Raw genomic sequence first — 17625 nt, 5'->3', positions numbered from 1 at the left:
CCCTGCTGCTGGTGCTGGCGATCGGCGGCGGCCTGCTGTTCGCCGCCCGGGGCGACGGCGACAAGGGCGCCCAGGCCGCACCCGCCCCCACGACCGCGCCCGCCACCGGCGCCGGCAATCCGCCGCCCGCCACTGCCCCCACCGGTACGGACGCCGCCTCGGGTGCCCCGGCCTCGCCCACCGCGGCGCCGTCCCCGACCGCGACCGGCGCCGGGCCCAACGCGCAGGCCCAGGCGCAGGCGCTGGACGGCCTGCTCAGCGAGGGCGAGAGCGCCAAGGCCCCGATCGGCAACGCCGTCGCGAAGGTGAGCAGCTGCCCGTCGAAGGCGGACATCGAGGGCGCGGCGCAGGTGTTCGACAGCGGTGCCACCCAGCGGGCCGCACTGCTGACCAAGCTCGCCAAGCTGAGCGTGACGGACGTGCCGGGCGGCACGGACGCGGTGAACTCGCTGAAGTCGGCCTGGCAGTTGTCCGCCGACATCGACAAGGCGTACGCGAGCTGGGCGCGCGCCGTCGCCGCCCAGGGCTGCTCCGGCAAGGCCCCGACCACCCAGGACAAGAAGCACGCGGACGAGCTCAACCCGCAGGCCACGCAGGCGAAGACGGACTTCATGACCAAGTGGAACCCGATCGCGAACAGCTACGGCCTGACCCCGCGGACCCAGGACAGGATCTGACCAGCCCGTGACCGGAACCACCTCCCGACCGCCCCGCCGCTCCGCCCTGCTGCGCGTCACCACGGTGGTGGCCGCGGTCGTTCCGCTCTGCACGGCGGGCTGGCTCGGCTGGCGGGCCCTCGACGACTCCGGCCCGGCGGGCGCCACGGCCGCCACGGCCTCCGCCACCGCCACCGCCCCGGCGGGCACCGCCGACCCGGCCGCGACGCCGCTCACCCCGCCCGTCGCCCCGCCGCCCACTGGCGGCACCCCGACCGCCGACGCCCCGACCGCCACCCCCGCCCCGGCCGACCCGACCACCGCTTCCGGCCCCACCACCGCCCCCGCGGCCACCGGCCTCGCCGGCCGTACCGTCGTCCTCGACCCCGGCCACAACCCCGGCAACGTCGCACACCCCGCCGAGATCAACCGTCAGGTGGACATCGGCAACGCCCGCAAGGAGTGCGACACCACGGGGACGGAGACCAACGCCGGCTACACCGAGGCCGAGTTCACCCTGGACGTCTCCCGCCGGGCCCGCGCCATCCTGGCCGCCCGGGGCGCCCACGTGGTGCTGGTGCAGGACGGCGACCGCCCCTGGGGTCCGTGCATCGACGAACGCGCCAAGGCCGGCGCCGACGCGCACGCCGACGTCGCGGTCTCGGTGCACGGTGACGGCGGCCCGGGCAGCGGCAGCGGGTTCCACGTGATCATGCCCGCCAAGGTGGTGGCCGGGAAGGCGGACAACTCCGCGATCGTCGAACCCTCGCACCGGCTCGGCCTGCTGCTGCGCGACCACTTCCACACCGTGACCGGCGAGCCGTACGCGGACTACATCGCGAACCAGGGCCTGGACACCCGCTCCGACCTGGGCGGCCTCAACCTCTCCGGCGTCCCCAAGGTGTTCATCGAGTGCGGTAACATGCGCAACTCGACGGACGCGAAGCGGATGACGGACCCTCAGTGGCGCCAGCTGGCGGCCCAGGGGATCGCCGACGCGCTGACCGCGTTCCTGACGACCCAATAGAAGATCTCGGGGACCCAGTACGGAAGTTGGGCCGCACGACCCGGCGGAGGGCACTACGCCCGGCCCGCGTGGTTTGCAACGACTTCGCCCCGTTCCCGGTCCCGCCGTGCGCCGGCAGGACGGTTGGCCCTAGGCTTCTGGTCCGTTCGGGAGTTTCGGCCGGTCAGCCCGACCGCACGAACCACCGTCCACGACACGTCAACGAGGGGAACGTTAGTGAATCTGCGCGCTCTCACCAGGGGAGACGCCGCCGTCGCAGGCGCGGCCGTCCTGCTCTTCATCGCCTCCTTCCTGCCCTACTGGACCGTGAGCTGTGCCGGTAGGTACTGCGGGCCCGACGCCTCGCAGAACGCGTGGAGCACCCAGCTGTTCCCCATCCTGCCCTCGATCTACCTGCTGGGCATCGCTGCCGCGGTGCTGATCCTGGTGCAGCGCTTCCAGGGCCAGGCCGCGACCAACCGCCAGGTGCTCGGCCTGCGGCTGGACCAGTGGGGCATCGCCTTCGCGGTCGCCGCGCTGTGGACCTCGATCTGGGCGCTGGGCGGCGGCTACGACGGCGCCGGCATCAGCCACGGCTTCGGCGCCTGGCTCGGCCTGATCTCGCTGATCGTGCTCGCCGGTGCGGCCGCGGCCGGCCCGCTGGTGCCCGCGCTGAAGGCGCCGCTGGTCTCCGACCGCCCGGCCGTCCCGTACCAGGGCGGCTACCCGGGCGCCGGCCAGCCGGGCGCCCCCGGTCAGCCCGGCCAGTACGGCTACCCGGCCCAGGGTCACGACCCGGCGTTCGGCGCCCAGGGCGGCTACGGCTACCCGGCCGCCGGCCAGCCGCAGCCCGGTCAGCCGGCCCAGGCCGGTCAGCCGCAGGACGCCGGTGTCCCGGCCCCGCAGCCGGCCGCCCCGGTCGCACAGCAGCCCGCCCCGGCGGCGGACTTCCAGCCGTTCTGGTTCGCCGTCCCGGCCCCGCGCCAGCTGGCCCCGAAGGACAACCCGGCCGGCGCCCCGATCGGCGAGGTCGTGCCCGGCACCTGGTACCTGGCCGTCGAGCAGCGCGGCACCGCGCTGGTCGCGCAGCTGCCGGACGGCACCCAGGGCGTGCTGGCCGACACCCAGGGCATCCAGCGCGGCTGACGCACCGCAGGCAGGATGAAGGGGCGGGACCGGATTCTCTCCGGTCCCGCCCCTTCGCCGTGGGTTCCGCTTCGCCGCACGTGCCGGCTCGCCGTACCCGCGACCGCTGTCAGCAGCAGTCCTGGACCACCAGTCCGACCGGCAGCTGCTCCCCGCCGAAGACCGCGACCGTCGCCGGATCCCCGCCGAGCGCGGCCACGGCGAGCAGCAGCGCCCCGGCCGTCCAGGTGGTGCGCTCCTCCGGCCAGATCGCGTCGTCCTCGAAGACGTACCCGGTCCAGTACGAGCCGTCCTCGTGCCGCAGGTGCTTCTGGATCCAGCGCAGGATGTCCACCGCGCGGTCGGACTGGCCGATCGCCCAGAGCGCCAGGGCCAGTTCGGCGCTCTCGCCGCCGGTCACCCACGGGCGGTCGCTGACGCAGCGCACGCCGAGGCCGGGGACGACGAAGCGCTCCCAGTCCCGCTCGATCCGGGCCAGCGCCGCGTCGCCGCGCAGGCCGGTGCCGAGCACCGGGTAGTACCAGTCCATCGAGTAGCGGTCCTTGTCCAGGAACCGCTCCGGGTGGTGGGCGACGGCGTGCCCCAGCCGGCCGGCCGCGAGCTCCCAGTCGGGCTGCGGCTCCTCCAGGTAGTCGGCGATGGCCAGGCCGCAGCGCAGTGCGTGCAGGATGCTGGACGAGCCGGTGAGCAGCGCCTCCTCGGTGGCGGTGCCGTCCTCGTCGACCCGCCAGGCGATCGGACCGCCGGGCAGCCGCAGGGCGGTGATGAAGTCCAGGGCGCGCCGGACGACCGGCCAGATCCACTCCAGGAAGGCGTCGTCACCGGTGCTGAGGTGGTGGTGCCAGACACCGACCGCCACGTAGGCGCAGAAGTTGCTCTCCTTGGCCCGGTCGGTGACCACGCCGTCGGTGTACGCGGCGTACCAGGAGCCGTCCGGGTTCTGGTGGGCGGCGAGCCAGCGGTAGGCGGCCTCGGCGGCGGCGTGCTCGCCGGCCGTGTCGAGGGCCATCGCGGCCTCGGTGTGGTCCCACGGGTCCAGGTGGTGGCCGGCGAACCAGGGTATGGCGCCGTCGGGGCGCTGCTCGGCGAGGATGCTGCGCACGGTGTCGGCGGCCTGCTCGGCGTCGAGCACCCCGTCGAGCAGCAGCACCTCGGGGACGGCGGCGGTCATGCGCCCGCCCGCCGCGGCTTGGAGGCGTAGGCGACGAAGCTCTTGCCGATGACCGGGTTGAGCGCCTTCTCGGCGGCCTTGGTGAGGGTGCTGATCACCGGGGTGCCGACGATGTCCCAGACCAGCAGCTGGTGGTAGGCCTTGACCGGCAGCGCCTTGTCGTTGTTCACGCCGACCGCGCACTTGATCCACCAGTACGGCGAGTGGAGCGCGTGCGCGTGGTGGGTGCCGTACGGCTCCAGGCCGGCGTCCTTGAGCTTGCCGAGCAGTTCGTCGCCCCGGTAGATGCGGATGTGGCCGCCCTCGACCTCGTGGTACTCGTCGGACAGCGCCCAGCAGATCTTCTCCGGGAGCCAGCGCGGCACGGTGACGGCGAGCAGGCCGCCCGGCTTGAGGACGCGGAACATCTCGTTGAGCACGCCCTTGTCGTCGGGGATGTGCTCCATCACCTCGGAGATGATGATCTTGTCGAAGTACTCGTCCTCGAACGGCAGCGCCAGCGCGTTGCCCTCCATCGCGACCGCCGACGCGCCCTCGGGGGCCTCACCGGCCTGCTCCATCGCCGCGAACCACTTCGTGACCTCGGCGATCTCCTCGGCGTTCTGGTCGAGGGCGATCACATTGGCGCCGCGGCGGTAGCACTCGAACGCGTGCCGGCCCCCGCCGCAGCCCAGGTCGAGCACCCGGTCGCCAGGGGCGAGCGGGAACCGCGAGAAATCGACGGTCAGCACTGCAGGACTCCCATTCCTATTGCTACCAAGCGTTCTTGACGCTTCGTCACGCATCGTCGGCCTGTGCGCGCCGCCTCGGGCGGCGAATCCGCACCGACCGACCCGGGCCGCACCGGCCCACCCGGGGCCGGGCCCCGGTTCAGGCCACGTACCGCCAGCCGGGCCCCGAGCGGGCCCGGGCGCCGACGCCGGTGGCGATCGCCGCACGGTACGCCTCGGCGGTCAGCTCGGCGGCCCGCTCCCAGGTGAACCGGGCCAGCACCCGCTCCCGGCCGGCCGCGCCCAGCTCGGCGCGCAGCTGCGGGTCGTCCAGCAGCCGGCCGAGCGCGGCGGCCAGCATGTCCGCCTCCCCCGGCGGCACGGCCAGACAGGTCTCCCCGTCCGGCCCGGCCACCTCGGGGATCGCCCCGCCGGTGGTGGCGACCAGCGGGGTGCCGGTGGCCATCGCCTCGGCGGCGGGCAGCGAGAAGCCCTCGTACAGCGACGGGACGCAGGCCACCTCGGCCGAGCGGTAGAGGTCGACCAGCTCCCGGTCGGTCAGACCGCTGCGGAACTCGATGTGCTCCGCCAGCCCGAAGCGGCGCACCGCCTCGGCCACCGGCCCGTCCTCCTTCTGCGGCTTGCCGACCACCACCAGGTGGGCGTCCCGCTCGGTGCGGACCTTGGCGAGCGCCTCCACCAGGAAGACCAGGCCCTTCAGCGGGACGTCCGCGCTGGAGGTGGTGACGATCCGGCCGGGCACCCGGGCGATCTCCTCGGAGGGCGACCAGAGCCGGGTGTCGGCGCCGATCGGCACCACCGAGATCGCGCCGGGCGCCGCCCCCAGGTGCTCGGCGATCTCGCGCTGCGAGGTGCCGGAGACGGTGATCACGTGGTCCAGCCGCGCGGCGACCCGCCGCTGCATCCGGGTGAAGGCGTACCAGCGGCGCAGCGAGAGCCGCTTGAGCCGGGTGCCGGCGGCGTCCAGCTCCAGCTGCCGGTCCACGGTGATCGGGTGGTGGATCGTGGTGACCAGCGGGAATCCGTGCCGGGCCAGGCCCAGCAGGCCGTAGCCGAGGGTCTGGTTGTCGTGCACGACGTCGTAGCGGCCCTTGTGCGCGGCCAGGTACTGCCGGGCGCGCAGCGAGAAGGTCAGCGGCTCGGGGAAGCCACCGGTGCGCATGGTGGCGAACTCCAGCACGTCCACCGGGCCGCGGAACTCGCTGCGGGCGGGGGTGCGGAACGGGTCGTCGGCGCGGTAGAGGTCCAGGCTGGGCAGCTCGACCAGGCGCACCGAGCCGGGTCCTTCGACCTCGTCCAGCACCGGGAAGGGCTGCGCGCCGATCACGTCCACGTGGTGGCCGAGCCTGGCCAGTTCGCGGGAGAGGTGCCGTACGTAGACGCCCTGACCACCGCAGAAGGGGTCCCCCCGGTACGACAGCAGGGCAATCCGCAGCGGCTGCGCGGTCATCCTGGGCCCTCTTCTCTAGCTGCGATCTTCACTGCCGGTCGGTGCTGCCGGTCGCTAAAGTAGATCAGGTTTCAGTGGCCCTGGAACACGCCGTCGACCACGTGAACAATGAGAGACCTCGAAGATACCGGCCCGTAGCTTTACCTCGGCTGCCAGGGTTGGTGATTCCCGCCACGCCCGACCGGCCGACCGGTCCTGTCCGTTGCCTGCACCGATCCCACCGACCCTGCCGATCTCGTGGAGCACGCCGCCACTCTCGCCCGCCCGGGAGCACCCTTGCCGTCGACGACCGAACCCCTCACCCCGAGCCCCGTCCTGCCCCGGGCCGCCGAGCTGCCGCTGACCGCGCGCCAGGCCGAACGCCGGCGGCGGATCCTGCGGGCGGCCACCGCGCTGGCCTCGCGGGGCGGGTACGAGGCGGTGCAGATGCGGGAGGTCGCGGAGAGCGCGCAGGTCGCGCTCGGCACGCTCTACCGGTACTTCCCGTCCAAGGTGCACCTGCTCGTCGCGGTGATGCTGGAACAGCTGCAGGGCCTGCACGAGCACATCCGGCGGCACCCGCCGACCGACGCGGAGCCCGCGCTGCGGGTCGCCGACACCCTCACCCGGGCGTTCCACGGGCTGCAGCGCGAGCCGTTGCTGGCCGAGGCGATGGTCCGGGCGCTGTCCTTCGCGGACCGCTCGGTCGGGGCCGAGGTGGACGAGGTCAGCGCCGCCACCGGGCAGCTCATCCTGGACGCGATCGGCCAGTCCGGCCCGCCCAGCGAGAGCCAGCGCGCGGCGGTGCGGGTCATCGAGCACACCTGGCACTCGGCGCTCGTCGCCTGGCTCTCCGGACGCGCCTCGATCGCCGAGGTCCGGGCCGACCTGCACACCGCGGCCCGGCTGCTCACCCTGCCCTGACCGGGCCGACGCCCGGACCCTGACCGGACCGCTGACTGGAACCTGTTCCTGCCCGCGCGAGCGGACCGGGCCGCCCCGGCGGCTAGAGTCGACGGGCGGCCGGCCCGGTCCGCTCGCCCGGCACCGTCGAGGACCACGGAACGGCCCCGCCCGGGCCTCCTCCGCTCACCGAAAGGCACACCCGCACCATGCTGACCGCCGCCCGCCTGGGCGCCGCCGCCCTGTCCGCCGCGCTGCTCACCGGCATCGCCGCCGGACCGGCCCTCGCCGACGTGTCCCCGCCCGCCGTCCCGGACGGCCTGTACGGCAAGAGCGACCCGACGTACGACGGCGTGTGGCGCCAGGCCCTGACCCTCACCGCGCTCACCGCCGCCAAGGTCACCCCCGCCGACTCGGCGGTCGGCTGGCTCACCGGCCAGCAGTGCGAGGACGGCGGCTGGCCCTCCTACCGCGCGGCCGGCGCCGGCTGCGATCCCAAGTCCGAGGACAGCAACGCCACCGCCGTCGCCGTCCAGGCCCTGATCGCCCTCGGCGGGCACCAGCCGGCCGTCGACAAGGGCGTCTCCTGGCTCAAGGCCAACCAGAACGCCGACGGCAGCTGGGCCTACAACCCGGGCAACCCGGGCGACGCCAACTCCACCGGCCTCGCCGTCAGCGCCCTGTTCGCCGCCCGGACCGACCCGGCGAGCGTCGCCAAGGCCGGCAGCGGCGGCGCCGCCGGGAAGAACGCCTTCGACGGCCTCGCCCGCTTCCAGCTCGGCTGCGCCGCCCCCGCCGACCAGCGCGGCGCCTTCGCCTACCAGCCGGACGCCGCCACCGGCGCCCTCGCCCCCAACACCCTGGCCAGCGCCCAGGCCGCGCTCGCCGCGGCCGGCGGCCACCTGCCGGTCGCCGGCTCGGTGCGCGCCGACACCGAGCCCAAGCCGCTCGCCTGCGCCGACGGCTCCGCGCCCGCCACCGTCCCGCACGCCGAGGCCGGTGAGGCCGTCGGCGCCTACCTGAGCGCCCAGCTCACCGGCGGCGGCGACCACCTCACCCTCATCACCCCGGGCGCCGCCCCCAGCCCCGACTACACCGCCACCGCCTGGGCCGCCCTCGCCCTCAGCCAGAGCGGCCACCACGACCAGGCCGCCGGCGCCGTCGACTGGCTGGACCAGCAGGAAGCCGCCTGGACCAAGGACGGCAGCGACGCCGGCGCCACCGCCACCCTGCTCCTGGTCTCCGAGGCCGCCCACCGCGACACCGCCGAACTCACCGGCAAGCTCACCGCGCTCGGCCCCACCCCCAAGGCCACCACCACCTCGGACCACGCCACCCCGGCGAAGAAGAAGACCGACAGCATCAGCCAGTACTGGCTCATCGGCGTCGGCCTCCTCATCGGCATCGGCGGCGGCCTGCTCCTCAGCCTCCAGCGCAAGCGCAACCCGAAGCTCTGATGCGCCCGCACGCCGCCCGCACCTCAGGGGCCTCTCTCGCCGCGCTGCTCGCCACCCTGCTCGGCGCCCTGCTGGTCCTCGCCGCGGCCGCCTCGCCCGCGGAGGCCGCCGGGTACCGGTACTGGTCGTTCTGGCGCGGCGCGGACGGCGGCGGCTGGGCGTACCAGCAGCAGGGGCCCGCGGTCGCGGTGCCGCAGGACGGGGCCGTGGACGGCTGGCGGTTCGCGGTGAGCCCGGACGGCGGGCAGGACGCCGCGAAGCCGCGCACGGCCGGGAGCTTCGCGGACATCTGCGCGGGGACGCCCGCGCAGGAGGGGCAGAAGCGGGTGGCCGTGGTGCTGGACTTCGGCACCGCCGGGGACACGGGGGTTTCCTCCTCCGCCGAGGTCCCCGAGCCGCGGACCGCGTGCGCCGCCGTCACGCCCCGCGCCACCTCGGCCGAGGTGCTGGCCGCCGTCGCCCCGCCGCTGCGGTACGACACCAACGGCCTGCTCTGCGCCATCGCCGGGTACCCGAAGGCGGGCTGCGCCGACCAGGTCGGCGCGGCGGGCGCCGCCCGGCCGGACGCCCCGAAGGCCGGGAGCGGCGGCCCGGACATCGGCCCGATCGCCGGGGGCGCGCTGGTCGCCGTCCTCGCCGGGGGCGCCGTCTGGCAGGCGCGCCGCCGCCGTCACCCCTGACCCCGCCCGACTGAACCCCCTCCAGGAAAGACCCCGTGAGCAGCACCCCCCGCAGCACCCGACCACCCACCGGTCCCCGCCAACTGCACCCCGGGGCCTGGTGGTTGTGGGCGCTCGGGCTGGGCGCGGCGGCGACCCGCACCACCAACCCGGCGGTCCTGCTGCTGCTCGCCGCCGTCGCCGGATACGTGGTCGCAGCCCGGCGCGGCGACGCGCCCTGGTCCCGGTCGTACGGGGCGTTCCTGCGGCTGGGGCTGCTGGTGCTCGGCATCCGGCTGGTGTTCGCCGTCTTCCTCGGCTCGCCGATCCCCGGCACCCACGTGCTGTTCACGCTGCCCGAACTGCCGCTGCCCACCTGGGCGCAGGGCGTGCGGCTCGGCGGCCGGGTCACCGCCGAGGGCCTGCTCGCGGCGCTGTACGACGGGCTGCGGCTGGCGACCCTGCTGGTCTGCGTCGGCGCCGCCAACTCCCTGGCCAGTCCGGCCCGGCTGCTGCGCACCCTGCCCGGGGCGCTCTACGAGGCGGGCGTGGCGGTGGTGGTGGCGATGACCTTCGCGCCGAACCTGGTCGCCGACGTCCGCCGGCTGCGCGCCGCGCGGCGCCTGCGCGGCCGTACGGACCGGGGCGTCGCCGCCGTGCTGAGCGTCGGACTGCCGGTGCTGGAGGGCGCGTTGGAGCGCTCGGTCGCACTGGCCGCGGCGATGGACACCCGCGGCTTCGGCCGTACCGCCGACGTCCCGCGCCGGCTCGCCCGGGCGACGGCCGCGCTCACCCTGGCCGGGCTACTCGGGGTCTGCCTGGCCGCGTACGGACTGCTCACCGCGGGCGGCACCGGCTGGGCGCTGCCCGTCCTGCTGCTCGGCCTGGCCGCGGCCTCCGCCGGGCTGTTGCTCGGCAGCCGACGATCCGTCAGATCGCGCTACCGTCCCGACCCTTGGGTGCTTCCGGAGTGGCTGACCGCCGGGTCCGGGGCCGTGGTGGCCGCCCTCACCACCTACCTGGCTGCGCAGGACCCGGCCGCCTTCGCCCCCACCGTCGTCCCGCCGACCGTCCCCGCGCTGCCGCTGGCCGCCGTGCTGACCGTACTGCTCGGCCTGGTACCGGCGTTCGCCGCCCCGACCCCGCCCCGGAGGGCATCGTGATCACCTTCGAGCAGGTCTCCGTCCGGTACGAGGGCACCGCCGCACCCGCCCTGAGCGGGGTCGACCTCACCGTCCCCGAGGGTGAACTCTGCCTGCTGGTGGGCCCGTCGGGCTCCGGCAAGTCCACCCTGCTGGGGACGGTCAGCGGCCTGGTGCCGCACTTCACCGGCGGGGTGCTGCACGGCCGGGTCACCGTCGGCGGCCGGGACACCCGCGAGCACCGGCCGCGCGAACTCGCCGACCTGGTCGGCACCGTGGGGCAGGACCCGCTCGCGCACTTCGTCACCGACACGGTGGAGGACGAACTCGCCTACGGCATGGAGTCGTTGGGCCTGCCCGGCGACGTCATGCGCCGCCGGGTCGAGGAGACCCTGGACCTGCTCGGCCTCGCCGACCTGCGCGACCGCGCGCTGGGCTCGCTCTCCGGCGGGCAGCAACAGCGCGTCGCGATCGGCTCGGTGCTCACCGTGCACCCGCGCGTCCTGGTCCTGGACGAGCCGACCTCGGCCCTCGACCCGGGTGCGGCCGAGGAGGTGCTGGCCGTCCTCCAGCGGCTGGTGCACGACCTCGGCACCACCGTACTGATGGCCGAGCACCGGCTGGAGCGGGTCGTCCAGTACGCCGACCAGGTGCTGCTGCTGACCCCGGGCGCACCCCCGGTCCTCGGCGAGCCGGCCGAGGTGATGGCGCACTCCCCGGTGCACCCGCCCGTCGTCGGCCTCGGCCGGCTCGCGGGCTGGCGGCCGCTGCCGCTGTCGGTGCGCGACGCACGCCGCAAGGCGGCGCCGCTGCGCTCCGACCTGGACGGGCGCACGCCCGCCGCCGTACCCCCGCGACGGGGGGAACCCGTCACCGTCACCGACCGCCTCGCCGTCCGCCGCGGCCCCGTCCAGGCCCTGCGCGGAGTCGACCTCGCCCTCCACACCGGCGAGATCACCGCCCTGATGGGCCGCAACGGCGCGGGCAAGTCCACCCTGCTGGGCAGCCTGGTCGGCCTGCACGCCCCCGTCTCCGGCACCGTCCGGGTCGGCGGCCGCGCCCCGCACCGCACCCGCCCCGCCGAGCTGATCCGCCAGGTCGGCCTCGTCCCGCAGGACCCGCGCGACCTGCTGTACGGCGAATCGGTCGCCGCCGAGTGCGCGGCGGCGGACACCGACGCGGGCGCCGCCGCCGGCACCTGCCGCGCCCTGGTCGAACGCCTGCTGCCCGGCATCGCCGACACCGCCCACCCGCGCGACCTCTCCGAAGGCCAGCGCCTCACCCTCGCCCTCGCCGTCGTGCTCACCGCCCGGCCCCCGCTGCTGCTCCTGGACGAGCCGACCCGCGGCCTGGACTACGCCGCCAAGGCCCGGCTGGTGGAGGTCCTGCGCGGCCTCGCCGCCGAGGGGCACTCCGTCCTGCTGGCCACGCACGACGTCGAGCTGGCCGCCGAACTCGCCCACCGCACGGTGATCCTGGCCGAGGGCGAGATCGTCGCGGACGGGCCGACCGCCGAGGTCGTGGTCTCCTCCCCCGCCTTCGCCCCGCAGGTCGCCAAGGTCCTGGCGCCGGGGCCGTGGCTCACCGTGGGGCAGGTCGCGGAGGCGCTGGGCGCGGAGGTGCCGGGCGCGGAGGTGCCGGGCGCGGAGGCGCTGGGGTCGGAGGCGCTGGGCGCATGAGCCACCCGGTCCCGCTCGGCCGCCGCTCCGCCGCGGCCCTGGCCCTCGTCTCGCTCGTCGGCGTCGCCGCCTTCGGCTGGCCGCTGCTCGCCTCCACCGGGTCGGCGCTGGTCGGCCACTCCACGGACGCGCCCTGGCTGTTCGCCCTGCTGCTGCCGCTGCTGCTCGCCGTCGTCATCGCGCAGATCTCCGAAGGACGGGAGGCGGGCGGCGGCGCGCCGGGGCTCGACGCCAAGTCCGTCGCGCTGCTGGGCGTCCTGGCCGCGGCCGGTGCCGCCCTGCGCCCGCTGGGCGCCGGGACGGCCGGCCTGGAGCCGATGTTCTTCCTCATGGTCCTGTCCGGCCGCGTCCTCGGCCCCGGATTCGGCTTCGTCCTGGGCTCGTTGTCGATGTTCGCCTCGGCCCTGCTCACCGGCGGCGTCGGGCCGTGGCTGCCGTTCCAGATGCTCGCGATGGGCTGGGTCTGCCTCGGCGCGGGCCTGCTGCCGGGCTCCGCCACCCTGCGCGGCCGCCGCGAACTGCTGCTGCTGGCGGGGTACGGCGCCGTCTCGGCCGTGCTGTACGGGACGATCATGAACCTGCAGGGCTGGCCGTACATCGGCGGCCTGGCCGGCTCCGTCTCCTTCGTCCCTGGCGACCCGGTGGGCGCCAACCTGGTCCGCTTCGCCGCCTACTGCCTGACCACATCCCTGGGCTGGGACCTCCCCCGGGCCGCCCTCACCGTCGTGCTCTGCCTCACCCTCGGCACCCCCGTCCTGCGCGCCCTGCGCCGCGCCACCCGCCGCGCCGCCTTCCACTCCCCGGTGACCTTCCGCCCACCGGAGGGCTGAACCGCCACGCCTCCGGTTCGTCCTGCACCGGTTCGTCCCACACCGATTCGTCCAACACCGTTGCGCCGTACGCCGTTGCGCGCCCTGCTCGTCCGCCGGTCCTCCGCCCAGCGGTGTAGGACCGGCTGCGCCCCTGGCCCGATCCCTGACCGACCGACAGCGGCCTACCTTGATCCACATGGAGATTCCCGAGCACTACCGGCACACCGTCATCCCGCACATCATGGTCGACGGCGCCGCCGAGGCCATCGCCTTCTACACCACCGCCTTCGGCGCGACCGAGCACATGCGGCTCGCGGGCGAGGACGGGCGGATCATGCACGCCGAGATCAAGGTCCACGGCGCCACCCTGATGCTCGGTGACGCCGACGCGCCCTTCGCACCGCCCGGCACCGGCGGCCCGTCCGTCGCCCTGCACGTGTACGTCCCGGACGTGGACGGGCTGACGGACCGGGCCGCGGCCGCGGGCGCCGAACTGCTCTCGGCCCCGGCGGACATGTTCTACGGCGCCCGGCAGTCGATGCTGCGCGACCCGTTCGGGCACGTGTGGATCTTCCTCACGCCGCTCACCTGACCCGGTTCACGCCCCCGCTCCCCGACCCTCGCGCCGTTCGGAATGTCCGCACCCCAGTACGACCGCGCGCACGCCCCCGTACGCTGTCCCGCAGCACCGGGAGCCAGGGCGTTCGGGGGAACCAGTGGAACTACGTCAGTTGCGCGTCTTCGAGGCCGTCGTCGCCCACCGCTCCGTCACCGCCGCGGCGGCGGCACTCGGGCTCGCCCCGTCCTCCGTCACCGAGCAGATCCGCACCCTCGAACACGGCCTCGGCACCGAACTCTTCGACCGGGCCCCGCGCGGCCTCGCCCTCACCCCGGCCGGCGAACGGCTGCGGCCGTGGTCCCGGCGGCTGCTCGACCAGGCCGAACAGGCCCGGCGCGAGGTCGTCGCCGCCCGCGCCCAGCTGCGCCTGGGCGCCCTGGACACCATCGCCGCCACCCACCTGCCCACCGTCCTGGCCCGCCTCGCCGAACGGCGGCCCGACCTGGAGATATCCCTGCACACCGGCACCACCCGGGACGGCCTGCTCGACGGCGTCGCCGCCGGGGCTCTGGAGGCGGCACTCATCCTCGACGCCGCCGGCCCGCTCGGCGGGCTCGGCTTCTCCCTGCCACCCGCCCCGCTCGACCACCTCGACCTGCAGGACGTCCCGCTCGCCCTGGTCGCCGCCCCCACCCACCCGCTCGCCCGCGCCACCACCCTCACCCCCGAGGACCTCACCGGCCAGCGCCTCCTGGTGAACACCCCCGCCTGCTCCTTCCACCTCGCCGGCGAACGCCTCCTCGGCCACCACCTCGCCCGCGTCCCCACCGGCGGCATCCCCGTCACCCGCGCCTGCGCCGAACAGGGCCTCGGCCTCGCCCTCCTTCCCGACGCCGCCGTCCACGACCGACTCACCACCGGCACCCTCGTCCGCCTCCCCCTCACACCCCCGCCCCCACCCCTCCACCTCCGCCTCGTCTGGCGCGCCGACCGCACCCCCACCCCCGCCCTCCACCAGGCCCTCCACGCCGCCACCCCCTGACCGCGCTGCGCCCGCCTGCTCGTCCGCGAGCGTCGAGAAGAGGTCGACCAGCTCGTGCTGCGGCACCCGTCCCCACGTCGCCGGTGCACGGGCCGCCATCATCGCCCAGGGCCCGAGGAGCCGGCAGCCGGAACCCGACACCCCGTCGGCGAAGGAGCCCGGTGTGGCACCGGTCGACGCCTACGCAACGCCGGCCGCGGCAGAGCACGGTGTGGCCTGGCGCGAGCGGGTCAGCGCCCGCGTCCCCAGCCCGACGAGCGGGAGGCACCTCGCCTGTCCGAGGCCGCCGTCCTGCTGGCCATCCACCGCGTCACCTACGACCGACCTTCAGCCTCCCCCTGATCCTCGAAGAGATCCGGATCGGCGCTGACACCACCGGCCTGACTTTCGGCATCGACGTCACCAAGCCCAAGCGCGCCGCTGGACAGCCGAAGGCAGCCCGCCAGCTGTCCATATGATCTGAGTATCTTGACGGATACGTAGCGTGCGGGACTCAGTTAACGTTCCGCGGAACACAGATACGCGTATCGAACGCCTGGGTGGGGGGAGAAGACAGTGGGTGACAACGCCACCGGCAAGGTCGCTATACAACCAACCGATCTGCGGGCCTCCGCAGGTATCGCCAAGAGTCTGGGTGAGGAGCTTGGCCCTCCCGTTCAGAACGCGGTGAACACCAGCGAGACCGTCTCCGGCCAGCTCGCCGGCTGGTCGATCGCCGGCGGGCTCAGCCAGTTGGGCACCGGCTGGTCCAAGCCGCTCGGCGACCTGCGTCAGCGCCTCGCGGACACCGCGGCCAACCTGAACGCCAACGCCACGGCCCATGAGCACAAGGACCGCGCGATCGCCGGTGCGTGGGCCGTCGCACCGCAGGGGGGCAAGTGAGCCTCTACGAACTCCTGGTGAAGTTCGACCCGCACGGACTTCATGACGCGGCGAAGGCCTGGACGGCCCTGGGTCACACGGCGGAAAGCATCGGCCAGCGGCATCGTAGCCAGGTCAACGGACCGCTGGCCGGCAACTGGGAGGGGGACGATGCGAAGGCTGCGCTCTCGTACATGGCGAAGACGGAGCAGCAGCTGAACATCGTCAAGATGGAGGCGGACACTGCGGCCCTGGTGCTCAACACCGTCGCCGACCGGATCTACCAGGCGCAGACCAACCTCACCAATGCCGTGAAGCGCTCGGTGGATGCCGGCCTGAATGTGTCTGCCGACGGTGTCGTCAGCATCCCGCCCGTAGGCAAGGGAGAGGCCAACGACCCGGATGCGATAAAGGCTCGCCAGCAACTCGCCTCGGAGATGCAGGGTTTCCAGAGCCGGATCGACACCGCGCTGAAGGAGGCCCAGACGGCGAGCGATCAGGGCAACAAGGCCTTGGGCCAGCTCAGTTCGAATGCTCTCGACCCGACCAAGGTGAACGGCGCACTCACCGGGGCGAAGAACGCGGCCGCCGCGGCGATGCAGGACCTGGGCCTGGTCGACCCGTACATCCCGGACGGCAAGGACCCGGAGAAGTCCGCCGCGTGGTGGAAGGGCCTCACCCCGGAGCAACAGGAGGCCTACCTGGCCCTGCACCCCGATCAGATCGGCAAGCTCGACGGCCTTCCCACGACCGTGCGCGACGAGGCCAACCGCCTCGTGCTCGACGAGAAGCTGGACGCCTACCGAAGCGGGAAGCCCGGCGACTTCGGCATCGACGAGGACGAGTACAAGTCGCGGATCAACGCCTTGGAGGAGATCAAGAGGAAGCTGACGGCTTCCGACGGAAACCCCGAGAAGCACCAGATGTTCCTGCTCGGCATCGACCCCGAGGCGCACAACGGCCGGGCCATCGTCTCGACGGGCAACCCCGACAAGGCGCAGCACACGGCGGTCTTCGTACCGGGCACCGGGACCGTGTTCGCCGGGGTACCGGGGCAGATGGACCACATCCGCCGCCTCCAGAAGGCGGCCGAGGACAAAGCCGGCGACGAGAATGTCGCCGTCGTCTCGTGGCTTGGCTACGAGACACCCAACTGGCTGGACGGCTCCGTGGCCCAGTCCGACCGCGGGGACGCCGGGGCACCGCTGCTGCGCAACTTCACCAAGGGCCTGCGGGTGGCCGAGGGCGACAACGGCGTCTGCTCACACCTGACCCTGATGGGGCACAGCTACGGCAGCTACGTCGTCGGGGTGGCCGCACGCGACGCCGGCGGGGCGAATGCCAACGACATCCTCGCGCTCGGCAGCCCCGGCATGGGGGTGGAAGGCGCGTGGCAGCTCAACGTCGACCCGAAGCACGTCTGGGTCGGCACGGCCAAGGACGACTTCATCCAGACCTTCACCGGCACCGTTCTCGGCGATGGCCCCCAGTACAGGGACTTCGACGCCCAGCGCATCCAGATCGACACCAGCGGACACGGCGGCTACTGGGACTTCGGCCCTGGAGGCGCAAGTGAAAGCCTCCAAAATCAGGGGCGGATCATCGCCGGCCGCCCGCCGACGCTCGCCCCCCGCTACCCGCGCTGACCCTGTCACCAGTCCACCGAACAGTCGATCCGCACCATCCTCAGGAGCGTCATGACCGCGACCCCTACCCGGCTTTCCAGGCGCCTTGCCTGCACTGCGCTCCTGGTCGCGATGCTCGGCGCGTGCTCATCCACTCCGACCGACAGGAATGACACACCACCCGTGAAGTCCAAGGCTGACGCCCAGACCTGGGCGCAACAGATAACCGAGCACATGGCCCGGACCGCCGGGATCGAGATCGATCCCACGACCGTCGACGCACTCTTCACTCCGTGTACTGGCAGGAACGGGGAAACCGCGACTGATGACCGGTACATCCTGATGTACAGCGTGAAGAGTTCGGTGCCGCGCGCCCAGCATCCGGAAGCGGTCAGAAAGGTCCGAGACATGTTGGTGGGCGAGGGCCTGACGGTGGAGGGCTATCGCGAGTTCGTGGACGGCAAGCCCGATGCGCTCGTCGACGCCGTCCACCCCAACAGCCGGTACACCGCCACGGCGGAGACCTCGGGCAGCGGAGATCGCATGTACCTCGGCATCATCACTCCCTGCCTGTTGCCCCCGCCCGCGTCGGTCTCGCCGACGAGCACGTCATAGCCACCGAAAGGGACAGCCCCCGCGTCCGGGCAGGGCGTGGGGGCTGTCGCAACTCTCCTTCACTTACTCAAGCGGCGGCGCATCCGCGCCGCCGGGCGGCCCCACCCGCCCCCGGCCGGGCATGCGGCCTTG

17 protein-coding genes are annotated in these 17625 nt (G+C 74.0%); 14 read left to right on the top strand and 3 right to left on the bottom strand.

The window, feature by feature from the left end; all coding sequences use genetic code 11:
* Nucleotides 1–11 precede the first annotated feature (11 nt).
* The 3 genes from BX285_RS13115 (at nucleotide 12) to BX285_RS13105 (ending at nucleotide 2808) form a co-directional block, all read left to right on the top strand.
* Nucleotides 12–677 (top strand): hypothetical protein, encoded by a 666-nt coding sequence (locus BX285_RS13115; RefSeq protein WP_121175227.1) that lies wholly within the window; start codon nucleotides 12–14, stop codon nucleotides 675–677.
* A gap of 7 nt (nucleotides 678–684) precedes the next feature.
* A complete protein-coding gene (locus BX285_RS13110; protein WP_179852890.1) occupies nucleotides 685–1683 on the top strand; it encodes an N-acetylmuramoyl-L-alanine amidase in 999 nt (332 codons plus the stop codon).
* Between the two features lie 216 nt (nucleotides 1684–1899).
* Nucleotides 1900–2808, top strand: a complete 909-nt coding sequence (locus BX285_RS13105) for a hypothetical protein (RefSeq protein ID WP_097238129.1) — start codon at nucleotides 1900–1902, stop codon at nucleotides 2806–2808.
* Between the two features lie 109 nt (nucleotides 2809–2917).
* On the opposite strand, the gene BX285_RS13100 is transcribed toward BX285_RS13105, so the two are convergent.
* The 3 genes from BX285_RS13100 to BX285_RS13090 all read right to left on the bottom strand — a co-directional run bounded on the left by BX285_RS13100 (nucleotide 2918) and on the right by BX285_RS13090 (nucleotide 6160).
* Entirely contained in the window at nucleotides 2918–3979 is a 1062-nt protein-coding gene (locus tag BX285_RS13100; protein ID WP_097238128.1) for a prenyltransferase, read from the bottom strand.
* Nucleotides 3976–4710 carry a class I SAM-dependent methyltransferase gene (locus tag BX285_RS13095; RefSeq protein WP_097238127.1) on the bottom strand — a complete coding sequence of 245 codons (735 nt, stop codon included), beginning with the start codon at nucleotides 4708–4710 and terminating at the stop codon, nucleotides 3976–3978. Before BX285_RS13095 ends, BX285_RS13100 begins: the two co-directional genes overlap by 4 nt.
* Before the next feature lie 139 nt (nucleotides 4711–4849).
* Entirely contained in the window at nucleotides 4850–6160 is a 1311-nt protein-coding gene (locus BX285_RS13090) for a glycosyltransferase family 4 protein (RefSeq protein WP_121175226.1), read from the bottom strand.
* Between the two features lie 276 nt (nucleotides 6161–6436).
* Here BX285_RS13090 and BX285_RS13085 point away from each other — a divergent pair, with 276 nt between their 5' ends.
* The 11 genes from BX285_RS13085 to BX285_RS13035 all read left to right on the top strand — a co-directional run bounded on the left by BX285_RS13085 (nucleotide 6437) and on the right by BX285_RS13035 (nucleotide 17493).
* Nucleotides 6437–7063 (top strand): TetR family transcriptional regulator, encoded by a 627-nt coding sequence (locus tag BX285_RS13085; protein ID WP_257032810.1) that lies wholly within the window; start codon nucleotides 6437–6439, stop codon nucleotides 7061–7063.
* Between the two features lie 188 nt (nucleotides 7064–7251).
* Nucleotides 7252–8499 (top strand): prenyltransferase/squalene oxidase repeat-containing protein, encoded by a 1248-nt coding sequence (locus BX285_RS13080; RefSeq protein WP_121175225.1) that lies wholly within the window; start codon nucleotides 7252–7254, stop codon nucleotides 8497–8499.
* Entirely contained in the window at nucleotides 8499–9179 is a 681-nt protein-coding gene (locus BX285_RS13075) for an SCO2322 family protein (RefSeq protein ID WP_121175224.1), read from the top strand. The genes BX285_RS13080 and BX285_RS13075 overlap by 1 nt, the downstream gene beginning before the upstream one ends.
* 35 nt (nucleotides 9180–9214) lie before the next feature.
* Nucleotides 9215–10321, top strand: a complete 1107-nt coding sequence (locus tag BX285_RS13070; RefSeq protein WP_121175223.1) for a CbiQ family ECF transporter T component — start codon at nucleotides 9215–9217, stop codon at nucleotides 10319–10321.
* Nucleotides 10318–11979, top strand: coding sequence for an ABC transporter ATP-binding protein (locus BX285_RS13065; protein ID WP_121175222.1), 1662 nt, complete (start codon nucleotides 10318–10320; stop codon nucleotides 11977–11979). Before BX285_RS13070 ends, BX285_RS13065 begins: the two co-directional genes overlap by 4 nt.
* The gene (locus tag BX285_RS13060; protein ID WP_398900195.1) at nucleotides 11877–12809 is read left to right on the top strand and encodes an ECF transporter S component; all 933 of its coding nucleotides are present in this window, start codon (nucleotides 11877–11879) and stop codon (nucleotides 12807–12809) included. The genes BX285_RS13065 and BX285_RS13060 overlap by 103 nt, the downstream gene beginning before the upstream one ends.
* 178 nt (nucleotides 12810–12987) lie before the next feature.
* Nucleotides 12988–13383, top strand: coding sequence for a glyoxalase/bleomycin resistance/extradiol dioxygenase family protein (locus BX285_RS13055; protein ID WP_121175220.1), 396 nt, complete (start codon nucleotides 12988–12990; stop codon nucleotides 13381–13383).
* 139 nt (nucleotides 13384–13522) lie between these two features.
* Nucleotides 13523–14392 carry a LysR family transcriptional regulator gene (locus tag BX285_RS13050; RefSeq protein WP_259470513.1) on the top strand — a complete coding sequence of 290 codons (870 nt, stop codon included), beginning with the start codon at nucleotides 13523–13525 and terminating at the stop codon, nucleotides 14390–14392.
* Between the two features lie 555 nt (nucleotides 14393–14947).
* Complete coding sequence (locus BX285_RS13045; RefSeq protein ID WP_147465154.1) at nucleotides 14948–15274, top strand: hypothetical protein; 327 nt, start codon at nucleotides 14948–14950, stop codon at nucleotides 15272–15274.
* A complete protein-coding gene (locus tag BX285_RS13040) occupies nucleotides 15271–16899 on the top strand; it encodes an alpha/beta hydrolase (protein WP_121175217.1) in 1629 nt (542 codons plus the stop codon). Before BX285_RS13045 ends, BX285_RS13040 begins: the two co-directional genes overlap by 4 nt.
* A 51-nt stretch (nucleotides 16900–16950) precedes the next feature.
* Nucleotides 16951–17493 carry a hypothetical protein gene (locus BX285_RS13035; protein WP_143685810.1) on the top strand — a complete coding sequence of 181 codons (543 nt, stop codon included), beginning with the start codon at nucleotides 16951–16953 and terminating at the stop codon, nucleotides 17491–17493.
* Nucleotides 17494–17625: the final 132 nt, after the last annotated feature.

The organism is Streptomyces sp. 1114.5 (assembly GCF_003635085.1).
In the GTDB taxonomy this organism is placed as follows: domain Bacteria; phylum Actinomycetota; class Actinomycetes; order Streptomycetales; family Streptomycetaceae; genus Kitasatospora.
The sequence above is the reverse complement of the archived record's forward strand: the minus strand, read 5'-3'. Positions and strand labels throughout refer to the sequence as shown.

What these genes read in the sequence shown, in the direction of transcription:
- BX285_RS13075 (WP_121175224.1), top strand. Translation starts at nt 8,499, where the DNA reads ATGCGCCCGCACGCCGCCCGCACCTCAGGGGCCTCTCTCGCCGCGCTG.
- BX285_RS13090 (WP_121175226.1), bottom strand. Translation starts at nt 6,160, where the DNA reads ATGACCGCGCAGCCGCTGCGGATTGCCCTGCTGTCGTACCGGGGGGAC.
- BX285_RS13080 (WP_121175225.1), top strand. Translation starts at nt 7,252, where the DNA reads ATGCTGACCGCCGCCCGCCTGGGCGCCGCCGCCCTGTCCGCCGCGCTG.
- BX285_RS13055 (WP_121175220.1), top strand. Translation starts at nt 12,988, where the DNA reads ATGGAGATTCCCGAGCACTACCGGCACACCGTCATCCCGCACATCATG.
- BX285_RS13035 (WP_143685810.1), top strand. Translation starts at nt 16,951, where the DNA reads ATGACCGCGACCCCTACCCGGCTTTCCAGGCGCCTTGCCTGCACTGCG.
- BX285_RS13100 (WP_097238128.1), bottom strand. Translation starts at nt 3,979, where the DNA reads ATGACCGCCGCCGTCCCCGAGGTGCTGCTGCTCGACGGGGTGCTCGAC.